Here is a 16,087-nt window from a genome sequence, read left to right as displayed (position 1 = left end):
AGGCGGGCGATCACACCCGCCTTGCGTGTCGTTTAGTAGTTCGACAGCGTCTGAACGCAGGTCTTGGTCTCGGTGTTGTACATACCGCAGCCCAGCTCTTTCCAATCCGAGATCAGAACCGCCGATTCCGGCAGGAAGTCGGTCCAGGCATCGCCGGGCACAACATCGGTCTCGCTGATGATGTCGAACTGACCGTCTTCCTGAATCTCACCGATCAGAACCGGTTTTGCCAGGTGGTGGTTCGGCAGCATGACCGCCGTACCGCCGGTCAGGTTCGGGAATTCCTGGCCATACATCGCAGCGCGTACATCGTCGACTTCGGTCGAGCCGGCTTCAGTCGCGGCGTTCACCCACATGTTGAAGCCGATATAGTGTGCTTCCATCGGGTCATTGGTCACGCGCTCGTCGCCCATGGTGGCTTTCCATGTTTCGACAAATTCGGCGTTCGCGTCGGTGTCCGCCGACTGGAAATAGTTCCACGCGGCCAGATGGCCCACAAGGTTGGTGGTGTCCAGGCCGGACAGTTCTTCCTCACCGACCGAGAAGGCCACGACCGGAATGTCATCGGCTGAGACGCCTGCAGCGGCCAGTTCTTTATAGAAGCCGATGTTTGCGTCACCGTTGATGGTCGAGATCACTCCAACTTTTTTGCCATCCGCGCCCAGCGCGACAACGTCCGCCACGATCTTGGACCAGTCGGAGTGACCGAACGGTGTGTAGTTGACGAAGATATCCTCGTCCGCGATGCCTTTACCCTTCAGGTAGCTTTCCAGAATGTTGTTCGTGGTCCGCGGGTACACATAGTCAGTGCCCAGCAGCGCGAATTTCTCGACACCCAGCTCGTCCAGGAAGTAGTCAGTCGCAGGGATCGCCTGCTGGTTCGGCGCGGCGCCGGTGTAGAAGACGTTTTTCGACGATTCTTCGCCCTCGTACTGAACCGGATAGAACAGCAGGCCGTTCAGCTCTTCGATCACGGGCAGAACCGATTTCCGGCTGACCGAAGTCCAGTTGCCAAAGATCACATCCACCTCATGCACAGTCAGCAGCTCGCGTGCTTTTTCAGCGAACAGCGGCCAGTCCGATGCGGGGTCGACGACAACCGCCTCAAGCTGTTTGCCCAGCAGGCCACCCTTGGCGTTTTGCTGGTCGATCAGCATCAGCATAGTGTCTTTCAGCGTGGTTTCCGAGATCGCCATTGTGCCCGACAGCGAGTGCAGCACGCCCACCTTGATGGTGTCTTCTTCGGCCAGCGCGGCGGTTGCCATGGCAGCAAAGACAAGCGAACCGGCAAGTGTGGATTTGAGAGATGTCATAAAGATCCTCCTGGCAGGGCGCAGGTGAGGACTTGCGCAGCAGCGCGCCTTTCTTCTACCTGATCCCCGCAACTGTTGTTGCGTTCCGTGTGGCGGTTGTGTCCGAGGTCCAATTCGCGCAGCCGTCACACACCCCCAGGGATCGTCCCCGTGGCGGGCACCCATACGGTTTCTGCATCGCAGAGAATTTAGCAAATGGTTGACAGATCATTTCCCTCGATCCGTCGTGTTTGTTTAATTTTAAGGCAGTCGTTAACGTGATCGCCTAAAAATTAATCCGCCACACCGAAACACCACCCAAATCCGACACGGAAGAATAGAGTTCCGACGCCCAAACGGTGAAACAGGCGGCAGAACAACGTGATCCGCAGGTGCCCCATTACACATCATGCCTCGATATTGCCCACGCAGGCCGCGCAACCGCCGCGCGCACAGGGTGCGATTCGGCTGAGTGCCAAACGATTGGGCAAAACCTCGGTTCTGGATGGGTTCCGGCAGTCAGGCTCTTTCAAATGCCTGTTCCCGCGCACCGATGGTGACGCGCTGGACGCGGTGCTGCTGAACACCGCTGGCGGGATCACCGGAGGCGACACGTTCCGCTTTACCGGCCACGCGGGCAAAGACACGACCCTGACGCTAACCACTCAAGCCTGCGAACGCGCGTACAAAGCCAAACCCGGCCCCTCGGGTCAGATCGTGAACCACCTGAACGTCGCTTCGGGCGCGCGGCTGAATTGGCTGCCTCAGGAAACCATCCTGTTCGACGGCAGCGCGCTGGATCGTCGGCTGCAGATAGACCTCGCCCCGGATGCCACTGCACTGATGGTAGAACCGCTGGTCTTTGGCCGCGTGGCCATGGGTGAGACCCTGACTGATATCCGCCTGCGCGACCGGATCGAGATCCTGCGCGATGGCACCCCCCTGTTTCTCGACGCGATGCAATTCACAGGTGATCTGCACGCCCATCTCGCCAAACCGCATATCGCAGGCGGTGCCGGTGCGATGGCACTGGTCGCTTTTGTATCACGCACCGCCGAGGGCCAGCTGGGCCCCATCCGCGACATGCTGCCCGACACCGCCGGAGCCTCGCTGATCCAGGACGATCTGCTGGTGATCCGGGTGCTGGCCGAGAACAGCTTTGCCCTCCGCCGCACGCTGATGCCGATGCTACGGCGGCTGAACAATGACACGCTTCCCCGATGCTGGATGATCTGACATGAACCTGACCCCCCGAGAAAAAGACAAACTGCTGGTCGCCATGGCCGCCGAGGTCGCCCGCAAACGGCTGGCCCGCGGCGTCAAGCTGAACCACCCCGAGGCGATCGCCCTGATCACCGACGCGGTGGTCGAAGGTGCGCGTGACGGCCGATCGGTGGCTGACATGATGCAAGCCGGGGCCGAAGTGATCACCCGCGCGCAATGCATGGAAGGCGTACCCGAGATGATCCACGAAGTTCAGGTCGAAGCCACCTTCCCTGATGGCACCAAACTGGTGACCGTCCACAACCCTATTCGCTAACAAAGGAAAACTGATATGACCCGTATGCTCTTCCCCGCCCTGATCCTTGCTGGCCCCGCTGCGGCCCACAACGGCACACATGTCCACGCGCATGGAACAGACTATGCCACTTTGGGCGTCGGTCTGGCGGTTGTCGCGCTGGCCGCCGTCGCATTGATGGTAAAGCTAAACAAATGATCCCCGGAGAGCTGTTCCCAGCCGAGGGTGAGATCACCCTGAACGCGAATGCCGAGGCGATCACCCTCATGGTCGCCAATACCGGCGACCGCCCGGTTCAGGTCGGCTCGCACTATCATTTCGCCGAAACCAACCCGTCACTGGATTTCGACCGCGCCGCCGCACATGGCCTGCGTCTGGACATCGCGCCGGGCACCGCCGTTCGGTTCGAACCCGGTCAGGCGCGCGAGGTCTCGCTGATCCCCATCGGAGGGGCACGCAAGGTTTACGGGTTCAACCAGAAGGTCATGGGGTCACTCTGATGCCAGCAACAATCAAACGCTCTGACTACGCCGCAATGTTCGGCCCGACCACCGGCGACAAGCTGCGGCTGGCCGATACCGATCTGGTGATCGAGGTGGAACGCGACCTGACCGCAGAACGTGCGGGCGCGGCTGCAACCGGGGGGACCGGAGACAACGCGTTGCTTTACGGCGAAGAGGTCAAATTCGGCGGCGGCAAGGTGATCCGCGACGGGATGGGGCAGTCTCAGGCCACGCGGGCCGAGGGGGCCGTGGACACGGTCATCACCAACGCGCTGATCGTGGATCACTCGGGCATCTACAAGGCGGATGTGGGTCTGAAAGACGGACGCATCGCCAAGATCGGCAAGGCCGGCAATCCCGACACGCAGCCCGGTGTTGACATCATCATCGGTCCCGGCACCGAGGCCATCGCGGGAGAAGGGCGTATCCTGACCGCCGGCGGGTTCGACAGCCATATCCATTTCATATGCCCGCAACAGATCGAAGATGCGCTGCATTCCGGCCTGACCACCATGCTGGGCGGCGGCACTGGCCCGGCCCATGGGACGTTGGCCACCACCTGCACACCTGGCCCCTGGCATATCGGGCGGATGCTGCAGGCCGCCGACGCGTTTCCGATGAATCTGGCTTTTGCGGGTAAGGGCAACGCCTCGCTGCCCGCCGCGCTGGAAGAACAAGTCAACGCGGGGGCCTGTGCTCTGAAACTGCACGAGGATTGGGGCACAACCCCTGCCGCCATCGACTGCTGCCTGACGCTGGCCGATGCGATGGACGTGCAGGTGATGATCCACACTGACACGCTGAACGAATCCGGCTTTGTCGAGAACACCGTGGGCGCCATGAAGGGCCGTACGATCCATGCCTTCCACACCGAGGGCGCAGGCGGCGGCCATGCCCCGGACATCATCAAGATCTGTGGCGAGAACCACGTTCTGCCGTCCTCGACCAACCCGACGCGCCCCTTCACCGTGAACACGGTTGAGGAGCATCTGGATATGCTGATGGTGTGCCACCACCTCGACAAATCCATCCCTGAGGACGTGGCCTTTGCCGAAAGCCGCATCCGGCGTGAGACGATTGCCGCCGAGGATATCCTGCACGATATGGGTGCCTTCAGCATCATCGCGTCCGACAGTCAGGCCATGGGTCGGGTCGGAGAGGTTCTGATCCGCACATGGCAAACCGCCGATAAGATGAAGAAACAGCGCGGTCGCCTGCCCGAGGAGAACGGCGAGAACGACAATATGCGCGTGCGCCGCTATATCGCCAAATACACGATCAACCCGGCAATTGCCCACGGGCTGAGCCATCAAATTGGCAGTATCGAAGAAGGCAAACGCGCCGATCTGGTGCTGTGGAACCCCGCCTTTTTTGGGGTCAAACCCGAGATGGTTCTGCTGGGCGGCACCATTGCCTGCGCGCAGATGGGTGACCCGAATGCCTCGATCCCGACACCGCAGCCGGTCTATAGTCGGCCTATGTTCGGGGCCTATGGGCGCTCGGTCGAGCATTCGGCGATCACATTCGTCTCGGGCGCGGCGCAGGCTGCGGGGATTGGTGATACACTGGGACTGGCCAAGCAAACCGTTGCCGTCGAAAACACCCGCAACATCGGCAAGCGCGACCTACTGCTGAACAACGCAACGCCGCAGGTGGAGGTTAACCCCGAAACCTATGAGGTCCGCGCCGATGGCGAATTGCTGACCTGCCAACCGGCCGAAGTTCTGCCGATGGCCCAGCGTTACTTTATGTTTTGACCAAAAATTGTGCTGCGTTGCTGCATTTGCAACGCGGCCATGACCAAAAACCCACTACTCAATGAGGCTGACATGACACATTTTCAAGCTCATGGGAGGACCAACGGAAACGAGGGTCCAAATGGCACATTCAGCAACTCATACCCCGACGCGGTTCTCGCTATTCGGGCTGATCGCAAACTTCGCAACACGCGTCAATTCCATGCTGTTCCGCATGGCCGAAGCTCAGACACGGGTTCGGCAAGTCGAGTTCCTACAATCGCTCAGCGACGAGGAACTGCACAAACGCGGCCTGACCCGCGACCGGATCGTTCACAGGGTGTTTGCGGACTCGATCTGGCTCTGACCGCACGCGCTGCAGAGGGGGCCAAACTATGACCGCCCTGCTCTGCACTGCTCGTCGATACAGTGACCATACGCACGGTGATCCCGCGGATCACCTGTCGCTTACCTACGAGGACCGTTTTCTGCGTCGTAAAGTTCTGACCTGCGACAGCGGCGAACAAATCCTTATTGATTTGTCCCAGACCACATCACTGGACCATGGCGGCGCATTGGTTCTGGAAGACGGGCGCGAGGTTCTCATTCAGGCAGCGCCTGAAGCGCTGCTTGAGGTCACATCCGACGATCTCACCCGCATCGCGTGGCATATCGGCAACCGCCACACACCGTGTCAGGTCGAGCCGGATCGCCTTCTGATACAGGTCGATCACGTCATCCGCGACATGCTGTTGAAACTGGGGGCAACTGTGCGCGAAATCCGCGAGCCTTTCACCCCCGAAGGTGGCGCCTATGGCCACGGCAGGACCCATGGCCACGCCCACTGACGCCGATATCCTGACGCTGACGCAATGGCTGTCGCCCGCATACCCTGTGGGCGGCTTCGCCTATTCCCACGGTCTGGAATGGGCCATTGAAAGTGGCAGCGTTTCCTCGGCCGCCGAAACAGGGGAGTGGATAGCCGATGTGATCCAGCACGGCTCAGGGCGCGCCGATTGCATCTTTCTGGCCGCTGCCCACGCTGGGTCGGCGGATGCGACTGCTGAAATCAACAGGATGGCGCGCGCTTTTTGCCCCTCGTCCGAGCGTTTGATGGAAACGCGCCTTTTGGGGGAAGCGTTCAGCACTGTCACGGCAGAAGTATGGTCAGTTGACCTGCGATCCCTGACCTATCCCGTGGCTCTGGGCTATGCCGCAAAACTGAACGGCCTGCCTCTGCCGCTGACGGCACAGATGTATCTGCAAGCCTTCATGTCCAATCTGGTCGCATGCGCAATGCGTCTGGTGCCCTTGGGCCAAACCGAAGGCCAACGCCTGATCCGAGATCTGACCCCGTTATGTCAGCACGTGGCAACGGACGCTCTGGATGCGACACTGGACGATCTGACGTCCACAGCTTTCCTGTCGGACATTGCGTCGATGAAACATGAAACCCAATATTCAAGGATGTTCCGAACATGACCAACATGAACGGCCCTCTGCGCGTGGGCATTGGCGGCCCTGTCGGCGCTGGCAAATCCACGCTGACCGCAGCACTGTCTGAGGCACTGCGCGACCGTCTTTCGATCGGTGTAATTACCAACGATATCTACACCCGTGAAGACGCCGAGGCCCTGATGCGGATGCAGATTCTGCCCCAAGACAGGATCATCGGTGTCGAAACCGGTGGCTGCCCGCATACGGCGATCCGCGAGGACGCCTCGATCAACCTTGCGGCCGTGGCTGAAATGCAGGCCCGGCACCCCGATGTCGACGTTGTTCTGATCGAAAGCGGCGGCGACAACCTATCTGCCACCTTCAGTCCGGAATTGGCGGATGTGACGCTCTATGTGATTGACGTGGCTGCTGGCGAAGAAATCCCCAGAAAGGGTGGCCCCGCGATCACCAAATCCGACATCCTGATCATCAACAAAACCGACCTTGCGCCCCATGTCGGTGCATCGCTGGACGTCATGGACCGCGACGCGACGAGGATGCGCAACGGGCGGCCGTTTGTCTTTGCATCTCTGAAACATAGACAGAGCGTCGACAGGATTGTGGACCTGCTGGCGCAGATAGGTGGATTGAACCTGTCATCAAGCTCAGATGCCCAACAACCCGTGGTTCAGAATGCGTAACCTCTGATACTGCAAAACGCACGACAGGTGCGCGGTTTCAGAACCTATTGTTCTACCAGTCTTGCGGCGTCTGCCCCAAAAACGTCGGGCCGAAACGAATTCAGCCCGACGTTGGAGCATCAGCTGCCCTGATTGCGAAAGCTCTCTTCGAACTCTTGCGTTTGATTTTCTGCGCTGCCGCCGCTTGGACCTTCGCAGGCGGCCACAAAGAGTATGCTGGCAGTGATGAGGACGGCTCGGATCATTTTGGTGGCCTTTGCGTTGAGGACGTGGACATAAAAAGTGTGAGTGCTTTTGCCTAACACAGCGCGGTACGACAGCGGGTCAAACCTGTGTGACCGCTCTGTGAGCACACACGATCCGGCAGAGCCTGCGGAGCTTAAGCTTTGAGTACTAATCCCCAAAGATGTGTGTGCACGGCTCATCAGCTAAGAAAAAACAAAAGTGTTCTGGGAAACAGAGGCCAATATAAAAGTGAACAGGCTTTCGCCATCACGGCTTTGTTGACGCTTATTAGCAAAATCGTGATTGCTGCTGGAACAAAGACTCGGAACTCCCAATCTAGGTTGCATCATTATTCTTCGACTTAGAAGTCCGCTTGATCCTTGCGAATTTTGGTCGATCACAACAGACGAGCCAAGCCATGTCGCAATTATCAACGTCCCTCTTCAGCGTTTTGGAAATCCTGTCCTTGGTTTTTGTCTTTGCTGTCGGACTTGCGATTTTATGGGTTGTCGTCGCCTACTTTCGGGACAAGACACAAACGGAAAGTACACTGCGAAGGAACTATCCGGTTGTGGCCCGGTTCAGGTATTTCTTTGAACATATGGGGGAATTCTTCCGTCAGTATTTCTTTGCCCAGGACCGCGAGGAAATGCCATTCAACCGGGCGGAACGATCCTGGGTTTACCGGGCTGCGAAGAACGTGGATTCTACCGTCGCATTTGGCTCGACACGGGATCTACGCCCCACGGGTACCGTATATTTCGCCAACTGCCCCTTCCCGACACTGGAACAGGATGCGCAAGGACCATCGGATGTTACAGTTGGCCCCTTTGCACGCCACCCCTATACGACGGATTCAATGTTCAACATTTCCGGCATGAGCTATGGCGCGATCTCGATCCCAGCCGTGCGGGCGCTGTCCCAAGGGGCGAAGAAAGCGGGCATGTGGATCAATACCGGCGAGGGCGGTCTATCGCCTTATCATCTGGAAAGCGGTGCGGATGTCGTGTTCCAGATCGGCACGGGCAAGTTCGGGGTGCGCAAACCCGAAGGCGGGTTTGACGAGGACAAGTTGCGCACTGTCGCGGCCCATGATGCGGTGAAGATGTTTGAAATCAAGCTGAGCCAAGGCGCCAAACCCGGCAAAGGTGGCATCCTTCCCGGCGCCAAAGTGACCGAGGACATCGCCGAAATCCGAGGACTGAAAGTTGGTGAAGACGCCATCAGCCCCAACCGTCACCCCGAGATCGACAGCGTCGGCGATTTGCTCGATATGATCGCCTATGTGCGTGATATCACCGGCAAGCCGGTCGGCTTCAAAGCGGTGATCGGTTCATATGGGTTCTTTGACGATCTGTGCGCAGAGATTTTGAAACGTGGGCCAGAAAGCGCGCCGGATTTTGTGACCATCGACAGCTCGGATGGCGGTACCGGTGCGGCCCCGATGAGCCTGATTGACAACATGGGGATGCCACTGCGCGAAAGCCTGCCTCTGACTGTAGATATGCTAAAGAAATACGGGCTTCGCGACAGGGTCAAGGTTTGCGCAAGCGGCAAGATGATCAACCCGTCCGAGGTGGCGTGGGCCTTTTGCGCGGGTGCGGATTTTGTGAATTCAGCGCGTGGGTTCATGTTTGCACTGGGCTGCATTCAAGCGTTGCAGTGCAACAAGAATACCTGCCCGACCGGAATCACCACGCATAATACCAAGCTGCAGTTCGGCCTTGATCCAATCAGTAAATCGGAACGTGTGGCAAGCTATGCCCGGAACATGAAGAAAGAGGTTGGCATAATCGCCCACAGCTGCGGTGTGGCCGAACCGCGCCAGCTGAAGCGTCACCACGCGCGTATCGTGTTGGACAATGGCCGATCCGTTTCGATGCACGAGCTGTATCCCGAACCTGCGCAATTGCAAGCAGCGGAATAACATCGCACCATTCATCTCAGTTCAATTGTGACCTTTGCCACCGCCGGATTCGTGCGCGGATCCGGTGCGCTATCAGGAGACATCATGTCCGATCATTCGCAAAACGCACCGTCTGTCACAAAAGCCTCTGATCTGCTCGTCGCAGCGCTTGAGGCCGAAGGGGTCGAGTATATCTTTGCCGTACCGGGTGAGGAAAACCTGGATGTGCTGGAATCCTTGCGGACCTCAAGGATCGAGCTGGTCCTGACCCGCCATGAACAGGGCGCGGCATTTATGGCGGCGACCTACGGGCGCTTGACCGGCAAGGCGGGAGTTTGCATGGCAACACTGGGGCCAGGGGCCACCAACTTTGCGACTCCTGCCGCTTATGCGCATCTGGGCGGCATGCCTCTGATCATGATCACAGGCCAAAAGCCCATCAAGAAGTCGAAACAGGGCCAATTTCAGATCATTGATGTGGTCGGTCTGTTCGACCCGATCTGCAAGATGTCCAAGCAGATCGTTCACGGCAACACCATCCCGTCCCTGATCCGCGAGGCGTTCCGCGTCGCACAAGAGGAACGCCCTGGCGCGGTCCTGCTTGAATTGCCGGAAGATATCGCTGCTGAAGACACAACGGAACATGTGCTCGAGCCGCATCCGCGCCACTACGCTGTCGCGGGCGACACGGTCCTGAACGAAGCCGCTGAAATGATCCGGTCGGCGAAAATGCCTCTGTTGTTGCTGGGCGCCGGAGCCAACCGCAAGCACGCTCGCAGCGCGCTAAGCAAATTTGTCGAAGACACGCAGATCCCCTTCTTCAACACGCAGATGGGCAAGGGCGTGGTGGATGAACGATCCGACCTGTTTCTTGGGACGGCTGCGCTGTCAGATGGCGATTACCTGCATTGCGCCATCGAACGGGCCGATCTAATCATCAATGTAGGCCATGACGTGGTCGAAAAACCGCCCTTCTTCATGGAGGAAGGCGGCACCAAGGTGATCCATGTGAATTACAAGGCCGCGCAGGTCGATCAGGTCTATTTCCCGCAGGTCGAAGTCGTCGGTGATTTGGCACAATCCATCGCACGGCTGGGTGATAAACTGGGCGGCCCGCTAGATTTCGACCGAAGCTATTTCCAGCGCGTCAAGCAAGAGACCGACCAGCATACATCTGAAGGTGCCGATGACCCACGTTTCCCCGTAATCCCACAGCGTTTTGTAGCCGATACCCGCAAAGTGATGGACGATTGCGATATCATTGCGCTGGACAACGGCATCTATAAAATCTGGTACGCGCGAAACTATCTTGCCTATCAGCCCAATACCGTCCTGCTGGATAATGCTCTGGCCACCATGGGGGCCGGGTTGCCTTCGGCCATGATGGCGGCCAAGCTTCACCCCGACCGCAGGGTCATGGCGATCTGTGGCGATGGCGGGTTCATGATGAACAGTCAAGAAATTGAGACCGCGGTTCGACTTGGCCTCAATCTGGTTGTGACCGTTTTAAATGACAGCTCATACGGGATGATCCGGTGGAAGCAGTCACATGCGGGGTTCGACGACTGGGGGCTGGAATTCAACAACCCCGATTTCGTGCAATACGCGAACAGTTACGGCGCGACCGGCCATCGAGTCGCACGTACCGAGGATCTGGTCCCAACCTTCGAAAAGGCGTTCCAGGCGGGCGGCGTTCACCTGATTGACCTGCCGGTGGACTACAGCGAAAACCAGCGTGTGCTGATTGATGAACTGGCTGCAAAGGTGTGCCTGATATGAGCGACACTCTGGACGTTCTCAACCCTTTTGATCTTGAGAAGATCGGTAGTGTTGCGATTAACACGTGGGATGATGTGGATTCCATGTTGGACGTGGCCCATGGTTTGCACCGGTCGCGCGACGCGTGGTTGCCAGCCTTTCAGCGGATCGAGATCCTGAAAAACACAGCCCGTATCATGTCCGAAAGGGCCGACGAACTGGCGATGCTGATCGCCAGTGAAGGTGGCAAGCCTTTGGTCGACGCGCGCATTGAAGTGACCCGCGCAATCGACGGGGTCGAGCTGTGCGTCCACGAGATTGGCCATATGGCTGGCAAAGAAATCCCGATGGACCTGACAGCGGCGGGCTCGGGTCGGGTCGCCTTTACACAGCGCGAACCGACAGGCGTGGTTGTCGCGGCCAGCGCGTTCAACCATCCGCTCAACCTGATCGTTCACCAAGTCGCCCCCGCAGTGGCTACAGGTTGCCCGGTGATCGTCAAACCCGCTTTGGATACGCCACTGTCCTGCAAGGCATTTGTCGAAATTCTGCATGAGGCCGGTTTACCTGAGAATTGGTGCCACCTCGCGATTTGCCACAACGACGTGGCCGAGCAGATGATCACCGATACGCGCGTTGGGTTCTTTTCTTTCATCGGCTCGGCCAAGGTGGGTTGGATGCTGAGGTCCAAGCTGGCCCCCGGAGTGCGATGTGCGCTGGAACATGGCGGGGCCGCACCCGTGATCGTGGATGAAAGCGCCGATATTGAGGGAATGATCCCACTCGTGACCAAAGGCGGGTTCTATCATTCCGGGCAGGTCTGCGTCTCGGTCCAGCGCGTTTTCGCGCCCACGGGCATCGCAAAGGACATTGCACAAAAGCTGGCCAAGGCGGCGTCCGCACTTAAGGTTGGCGATGCGCGTCAGGAAGATACCGAATGCGGTCCCCTGATCCGCCCAGGTGAAGTTGATCGCGTTGCCGAATGGGTGGACGAGGCCGTTGAGGGTGGCGCAACCTTGCTGACTGGCGGACGAAAGCTGGGCCCGACTACATATGCGCCCACCGTCCTGCTGAACCCACCCGCCGACGCTCGGGTTTCAACATCCGAAGTCTTTGGACCCGTGGTCTGCGTCTATAGCTACGACAGGGTCGAGGATGCGTTCTCCGCCGCCAACAGCCTGCCTTTCGCGTTTCAGGCGGCTGTCTTCACCAAAGCTCTGGACTCGGCCATGCAAGCCATCAGACATCTGGATGCAACCGCCGTTATGGTGAACGATCACTCGGCATTCCGGGTCGATTGGATGCCCTTCGCGGGACGGAGGCAATCGGGATACAACACAGGCGGCATCGGCTATACGATGCATGACATGACTCAGGACAAGATGGCTGTAATCAAGCTTTGAGGACATTGACTAGCGTGAGCAGCTGCCCGTTGTTTTGCCTGATGCGTCAGGAAAGATCAGGCCGCAACTTTTCTGTCTGATGCAGCCGAAAGTGCCTTTTGTGTCGATGATACCTGTTTCTGCTAACCTTGGGGTCGACCAAGTTTTCGCATACAGACCCAGTTTTCTTTGCTCTTGCCGCAACGATGCCGTTGCAACCGATTGCAACCACGGTGCAATTTTGCGTAGTATTTCCTTATGACCGCACCAATTTCTTCCCTAAAACCGATTAGGCCCACATCATGAGTGTCACACTGAAAGATGTCGCGGCGCTGGCCGGAGTTTCGCGGTCTGCTGTGTCGCGCACCTTTACCGAAGGCGCCTCGGTTTCAGCCAAAACCCGCAGCAAAGTCGAAAAGGCCGCTGCCGAACTAGGCTACAGCCCAAATGCTTTGGCGTCGTCACTGACAACGGGGCGAACCAAACTGATCGGCCTGATCTCGAACAACTTTCACAACCCCATATTCCTTGAGGTGTTTGATCTGTTCACCCGCACCCTTCAGGAACGCGGCCTGCGGCCCCTGATCGTCAACCTGACGGACGAAGTTCAGCCCGCAAACTCTGTCAGGATGTTGCGGCAATACTCGGTCGATGCGGCCATCGTGGCTTCTTCGACGTTGCCGCCAAGTTTTGCCAAGGCGTTCCACGATGCAGGCGTTCCCGTGGTGCATACATTCGGGCGTTCTGCCACGTCGCCCGAGGTTCACGTGGTGGGGATCGACAACGTGGAATGCGGGCGCATGGCTGCACGAGAGTTGCTTGCAAGAGGGTACAGACGCATCGGTTATCTGGGCGGTCCCAAAGATGCGACCTCTGCCATGGACCGCTATCGCGGCTTCATGGAAGAGGTCGAAAAACACCCCGGCCTGAACGTTTCGCATTCCTTCGCGGGGGCCTATTCGTTCGAGGCAGGTCGCGCCGAAATGCTGCGTCTGTTGGCGGATACCCCTGCCGAAGGGTATTTTTGTGGCGACGATATTTTGTCAATCGGCGCATTGTCAGCCTTGAGCGATCACGGGATAAAGCCGGGTCATGATATCGGAATCATCGGCCTGAACGACATGGAGATGTCGCGTTGGGAAAGCGTTGACCTCACGACAATTCACCAGCCGATCAAGCAGATCATCACGGCGTCGGTCGATCTTGTGGAAGAGATGTTGAAAGACCCCGACCGCTACCCCGAGGCCCGCATCTTTCCCTGTCGGGTGATTGAGCGGGGCACATTGCGCCCCTACCCCTAATCAGCGAAACATCGGTGGGCGCGCGTCGGTCCAGGCACCATCTTTTTTGGATGACGCCACCGCTGCGTGAACGGCTGCGATGGATCGGACGCCGTCGGCAGGGGTCGGCAGACCATCTCGAACCTCTCCCTGAATGGCATCGGCCAGATCGCAATAGATATTCGCCACGGCCAGAGGGAAGCCTTCGGGGTGGGCAATCGCCACGCGTGACAGGCGCTGCGCGTCGTCGTGCAAACCCCCTTCCCCTTTTTCGATGATCTGAGTGCGCCCTCCCACCGGGGTATAGACAAGCTGGTTGGGCTGCTCGGATGCCCAGCGCAAACCACCGGTTTCGCCAAAGACCTGAATGTCGAATCCGTGCTGCCGACCAATCGCCACCGAGGATGTCCATAACCGCCCCACTGCGCCACCTTCGGTACGGAAGTTGATCATGGCGTCATCCTCAAGCTCGCGACTGGGGATGGTCGAGGCCATATCCGCCGACAGGGTCTTGACCTCGTCATCGCTGATGAAGCTCGCCATATGCAGCGCATGGATACCGCAATCGGCGAATTGACCAGAGATGCCCGCCATTGCTGGGTCATAGCGCCAACGCACGCGGGGATTGTCGGCGTCAGTTGCATCGCCGTGGTGGCCGTGGCTGAAATTCGTCACCACCAGACGCACCTTGCCGATATCGCCCGCCCGCACCATCGCACGGGCCTGCCGCACCATCGGATAGGCGGAATAGCAATAGTTCACCGCGCAGATCTTGCCCGATGCTTCGGCCACACGCACGATCTCTTCGCCCTCTTCCACGGTCATGGTCATCGGCTTCTCGCATAGCACGTGGAAACCGGCCTCGAGAAAGGCTTTGGCGATCTCGAAATGGGTCGCGTTCGGGGTGGCAATCGTCACTAGATCAATGCGGTCGGGGCGGTCTTTTTCACCAGCCAACATTTCTTGCCAGTCGCCATAGGCACGGTCATGCGCCACGCCCAGACGCTGCGCATATTCTCGCCCGACTTCTGGGCGATGGTCCAACGCGCCCGCGGTGAATTCAAACATCCCATCGGCCAGCGCGCCCAACCGGTGCGCGGGCCCGATCTGACTGCCCTCACCCCCACCAATCATGCCCCATTTCAGCTTTGCCATGATCTTAGTCTCTCTGTTGTCTTGTCGTTTGTTCGATCAGAAATCACTGACGTCCTGCCATTGCCGCTGGTCCGAGGACGCAAGCACCGCCGCCAGAACGCGGTTCACCTCATGCCCGTCGCGGAAGGTCGGCCAGATGTTTTGGCCTGTATGGATGGCCTGCAGGAAATCCTTCACTTCGATGATGATTTGGTCCTGATACCCGGTGCCATGGCCCGGTCCCTGACAGAAGGGCTCATAGTCCGGGTGCGCCGGACCGGTCAGGATCTTGGTGAAGCCCCGCGACGCCTCAGGCCCTTCTCGGCGGTACAGCCACAGGGCATTCTGATCCTCCTGATCAAAGCGGATCGCGCCTTTGGTGCCAGAGATCTCATAGGCGTACCCCATCTTCCGTCCCGTCGCGACGCGGCTGAAATAGAGGTTCCCCATGACGCCATTTTCGAACCGGCACATCATCTGGGCGTGGTCGTCATTCGTGACCTCTCCGCCCGGTCGATGGCGGTGGACGGTCTCCACATCTGCCATCACCTGGGTGATAGGCCCGATCAGTGCCATCGCACCATTGACCATGTGTGGGGCCAGATCACCGATAGTGCCGTTTGCCATGCCCGTCGTGCGCCAGGTCGCTGGGGCCTGAGGGTCGGCATAGAAATCCTCGGTATGTTCCCCTCGAAACCAGGTGACGTCGCCAATCTCGCCGCTGGCAATCAACTGTCGTGCGTATTGACTGGCGGGGGTTCGAATATAGTTGAACCCAACCATATTAATTGCGCCGGCCGCTTCAGCGGCTGCCACCATGGCGCGGCTGTCCTCCAGTGAAGCGCCCAGAGGCTTTTCGCATAACACCGGCTTGCCCAGCGCAATGGCAGCCTCGGCTATTTGGCGATGCGTAGACTGCGGAGAGGCGATCACGATTGCCTCGACCTTTGGGTCGGCGACCAAGGCGCGCCAGTCGCTGGTCGCCCGCGCGAACCCATACGCTGCGCGATACCGCTCTGCGCTCTGCGACGTCGACGCGCAGATCACCTCAAGTCGGGGTCGCAATGCTGTGTTGAACACCGCCCCCACCGCGGCCATTGCAACCGAATGAGCCTTGCCCATATAGCCGCCGCCGACGATTCCAATTCCGATTTCTGGCACTTGCAACCGCTCCGAACATTGTATTTGCAACCGGTTGCAAAATGAGTATCGTG

The 16,087-nt window shown here is 58.7% G+C and carries 16 protein-coding genes; 13 read left to right on the top strand and 3 right to left on the bottom strand.

Translation table 11 applies throughout. From position 1 onward, the window contains the following. Window positions 1-32: 32 nt before the first annotated feature. Window positions 33-1,313: an urea ABC transporter substrate-binding protein gene (urtA, locus tag AC2FF7_RS02015; protein ID WP_170353403.1), complete on the bottom strand. Its 1,281-nt coding sequence runs from the start codon at window positions 1,311-1,313 to the stop codon at window positions 33-35. Between the two features lie 360 nt (window positions 1,314-1,673). Between urtA and AC2FF7_RS02010 the strand changes: the two genes are divergently transcribed. The 13 genes from AC2FF7_RS02010 to AC2FF7_RS01950 all read left to right on the top strand — a co-directional run bounded on the left by AC2FF7_RS02010 (window position 1,674) and on the right by AC2FF7_RS01950 (window position 13,760). Further along, the gene (locus AC2FF7_RS02010) at window positions 1,674-2,528 is read left to right on the top strand and encodes an urease accessory protein UreD (protein ID WP_496905116.1); all 855 of its coding nucleotides are present in this window, start codon (window positions 1,674-1,676) and stop codon (window positions 2,526-2,528) included. A 1-nt stretch (window position 2,529) separates the two neighbouring features. Further along, window positions 2,530-2,832: an urease subunit gamma gene (locus tag AC2FF7_RS02005; protein ID WP_152460019.1), complete on the top strand. Its 303-nt coding sequence runs from the start codon at window positions 2,530-2,532 to the stop codon at window positions 2,830-2,832. 15 nt (window positions 2,833-2,847) lie between these two features. After that, entirely contained in the window at window positions 2,848-3,009 is a 162-nt protein-coding gene (locus tag AC2FF7_RS02000; protein ID WP_170353404.1) for a peptidase M23, read from the top strand. Further along, window positions 3,006-3,311, top strand: coding sequence for an urease subunit beta (locus AC2FF7_RS01995; RefSeq protein ID WP_170751621.1), 306 nt, complete (start codon window positions 3,006-3,008; stop codon window positions 3,309-3,311). Before AC2FF7_RS02000 ends, AC2FF7_RS01995 begins: the two co-directional genes overlap by 4 nt. After that, complete coding sequence (ureC, locus tag AC2FF7_RS01990) at window positions 3,311-5,071, top strand: urease subunit alpha (RefSeq protein ID WP_496905115.1); 1,761 nt, start codon at window positions 3,311-3,313, stop codon at window positions 5,069-5,071. Before AC2FF7_RS01995 ends, ureC begins: the two co-directional genes overlap by 1 nt. Window positions 5,072-5,192: 121 nt before the next feature. After that, window positions 5,193-5,417 (top strand): DUF1127 domain-containing protein, encoded by a 225-nt coding sequence (locus AC2FF7_RS01985; RefSeq protein ID WP_170751626.1) that lies wholly within the window; start codon window positions 5,193-5,195, stop codon window positions 5,415-5,417. A gap of 28 nt (window positions 5,418-5,445) precedes the next feature. Then, on the top strand, window positions 5,446-5,898 hold the full coding sequence (locus AC2FF7_RS01980; RefSeq protein ID WP_170353408.1) for an urease accessory protein UreE: 453 nt from the start codon (window positions 5,446-5,448) through the stop codon (window positions 5,896-5,898). Further along, complete coding sequence (locus AC2FF7_RS01975; protein ID WP_496849959.1) at window positions 5,864-6,532, top strand: urease accessory protein UreF; 669 nt, start codon at window positions 5,864-5,866, stop codon at window positions 6,530-6,532. Before AC2FF7_RS01980 ends, AC2FF7_RS01975 begins: the two co-directional genes overlap by 35 nt. After that, window positions 6,529-7,188: an urease accessory protein UreG gene (gene ureG / locus AC2FF7_RS01970; protein ID WP_496905114.1), complete on the top strand. Its 660-nt coding sequence runs from the start codon at window positions 6,529-6,531 to the stop codon at window positions 7,186-7,188. The genes AC2FF7_RS01975 and ureG overlap by 4 nt, the downstream gene beginning before the upstream one ends. A gap of 643 nt (window positions 7,189-7,831) precedes the next feature. Then, window positions 7,832-9,340 carry an FMN-binding glutamate synthase family protein gene (locus AC2FF7_RS01965; RefSeq protein WP_480866983.1) on the top strand — a complete coding sequence of 503 codons (1,509 nt, stop codon included), beginning with the start codon at window positions 7,832-7,834 and terminating at the stop codon, window positions 9,338-9,340. 84 nt (window positions 9,341-9,424) lie between these two features. After that, on the top strand, window positions 9,425-11,098 hold the full coding sequence (locus tag AC2FF7_RS01960; RefSeq protein ID WP_480866981.1) for an acetolactate synthase large subunit: 1,674 nt from the start codon (window positions 9,425-9,427) through the stop codon (window positions 11,096-11,098). Next, entirely contained in the window at window positions 11,095-12,480 is a 1,386-nt protein-coding gene (locus AC2FF7_RS01955) for an aldehyde dehydrogenase family protein (protein ID WP_480866979.1), read from the top strand. Before AC2FF7_RS01960 ends, AC2FF7_RS01955 begins: the two co-directional genes overlap by 4 nt. 281 nt (window positions 12,481-12,761) lie before the next feature. Continuing rightward, window positions 12,762-13,760 carry a LacI family DNA-binding transcriptional regulator gene (locus AC2FF7_RS01950; RefSeq protein ID WP_496849967.1) on the top strand — a complete coding sequence of 333 codons (999 nt, stop codon included), beginning with the start codon at window positions 12,762-12,764 and terminating at the stop codon, window positions 13,758-13,760. Here the strand turns inward: AC2FF7_RS01950 and AC2FF7_RS01945 are convergent, their stop codons facing one another. Continuing rightward, a complete protein-coding gene (locus AC2FF7_RS01945) occupies window positions 13,761-14,894 on the bottom strand; it encodes a Gfo/Idh/MocA family protein (protein WP_496905113.1) in 1,134 nt (377 codons plus the stop codon). It abuts the gene before it with no gap. Window positions 14,895-14,930: 36 nt separating this feature from the next. Next, the gene (locus AC2FF7_RS01940; protein WP_480866973.1) at window positions 14,931-16,034 is read right to left on the bottom strand and encodes a Gfo/Idh/MocA family protein; all 1,104 of its coding nucleotides are present in this window, start codon (window positions 16,032-16,034) and stop codon (window positions 14,931-14,933) included. Window positions 16,035-16,087 lie beyond the last annotated feature (53 nt).

Source organism: Ruegeria sp. YTSC325 (assembly GCF_059609525.1).
Note: the sequence above shows the minus strand (reverse complement) of the source record. Positions and strands in the feature narration are given on the sequence as shown.

Excerpts from the sequence above, each read along its gene's own strand:
- urtA (WP_170353403.1), bottom strand. The coding sequence starts at position 1,313 with ATGACATCTCTCAAATCCACACTTGCCGGTTCGCTTGTCTTTGCTGCC.
- AC2FF7_RS02005 (WP_152460019.1), top strand. The coding sequence starts at position 2,530 with ATGAACCTGACCCCCCGAGAAAAAGACAAACTGCTGGTCGCCATGGCC.
- AC2FF7_RS02000 (WP_170353404.1), top strand. The coding sequence starts at position 2,848 with ATGACCCGTATGCTCTTCCCCGCCCTGATCCTTGCTGGCCCCGCTGCG.
- AC2FF7_RS01995 (WP_170751621.1), top strand. The coding sequence starts at position 3,006 with ATGATCCCCGGAGAGCTGTTCCCAGCCGAGGGTGAGATCACCCTGAAC.
- ureC (WP_496905115.1), top strand. The coding sequence starts at position 3,311 with ATGCCAGCAACAATCAAACGCTCTGACTACGCCGCAATGTTCGGCCCG.
- AC2FF7_RS01985 (WP_170751626.1), top strand. The coding sequence starts at position 5,193 with ATGGCACATTCAGCAACTCATACCCCGACGCGGTTCTCGCTATTCGGG.
- AC2FF7_RS01980 (WP_170353408.1), top strand. The coding sequence starts at position 5,446 with ATGACCGCCCTGCTCTGCACTGCTCGTCGATACAGTGACCATACGCAC.
- AC2FF7_RS01975 (WP_496849959.1), top strand. The coding sequence starts at position 5,864 with ATGGCCACGGCAGGACCCATGGCCACGCCCACTGACGCCGATATCCTG.
- ureG (WP_496905114.1), top strand. The coding sequence starts at position 6,529 with ATGACCAACATGAACGGCCCTCTGCGCGTGGGCATTGGCGGCCCTGTC.
- AC2FF7_RS01965 (WP_480866983.1), top strand. The coding sequence starts at position 7,832 with ATGTCGCAATTATCAACGTCCCTCTTCAGCGTTTTGGAAATCCTGTCC.
- AC2FF7_RS01960 (WP_480866981.1), top strand. The coding sequence starts at position 9,425 with ATGTCCGATCATTCGCAAAACGCACCGTCTGTCACAAAAGCCTCTGAT.
- AC2FF7_RS01955 (WP_480866979.1), top strand. The coding sequence starts at position 11,095 with ATGAGCGACACTCTGGACGTTCTCAACCCTTTTGATCTTGAGAAGATC.
- AC2FF7_RS01950 (WP_496849967.1), top strand. The coding sequence starts at position 12,762 with ATGAGTGTCACACTGAAAGATGTCGCGGCGCTGGCCGGAGTTTCGCGG.
- AC2FF7_RS01945 (WP_496905113.1), bottom strand. The coding sequence starts at position 14,894 with ATGGCAAAGCTGAAATGGGGCATGATTGGTGGGGGTGAGGGCAGTCAG.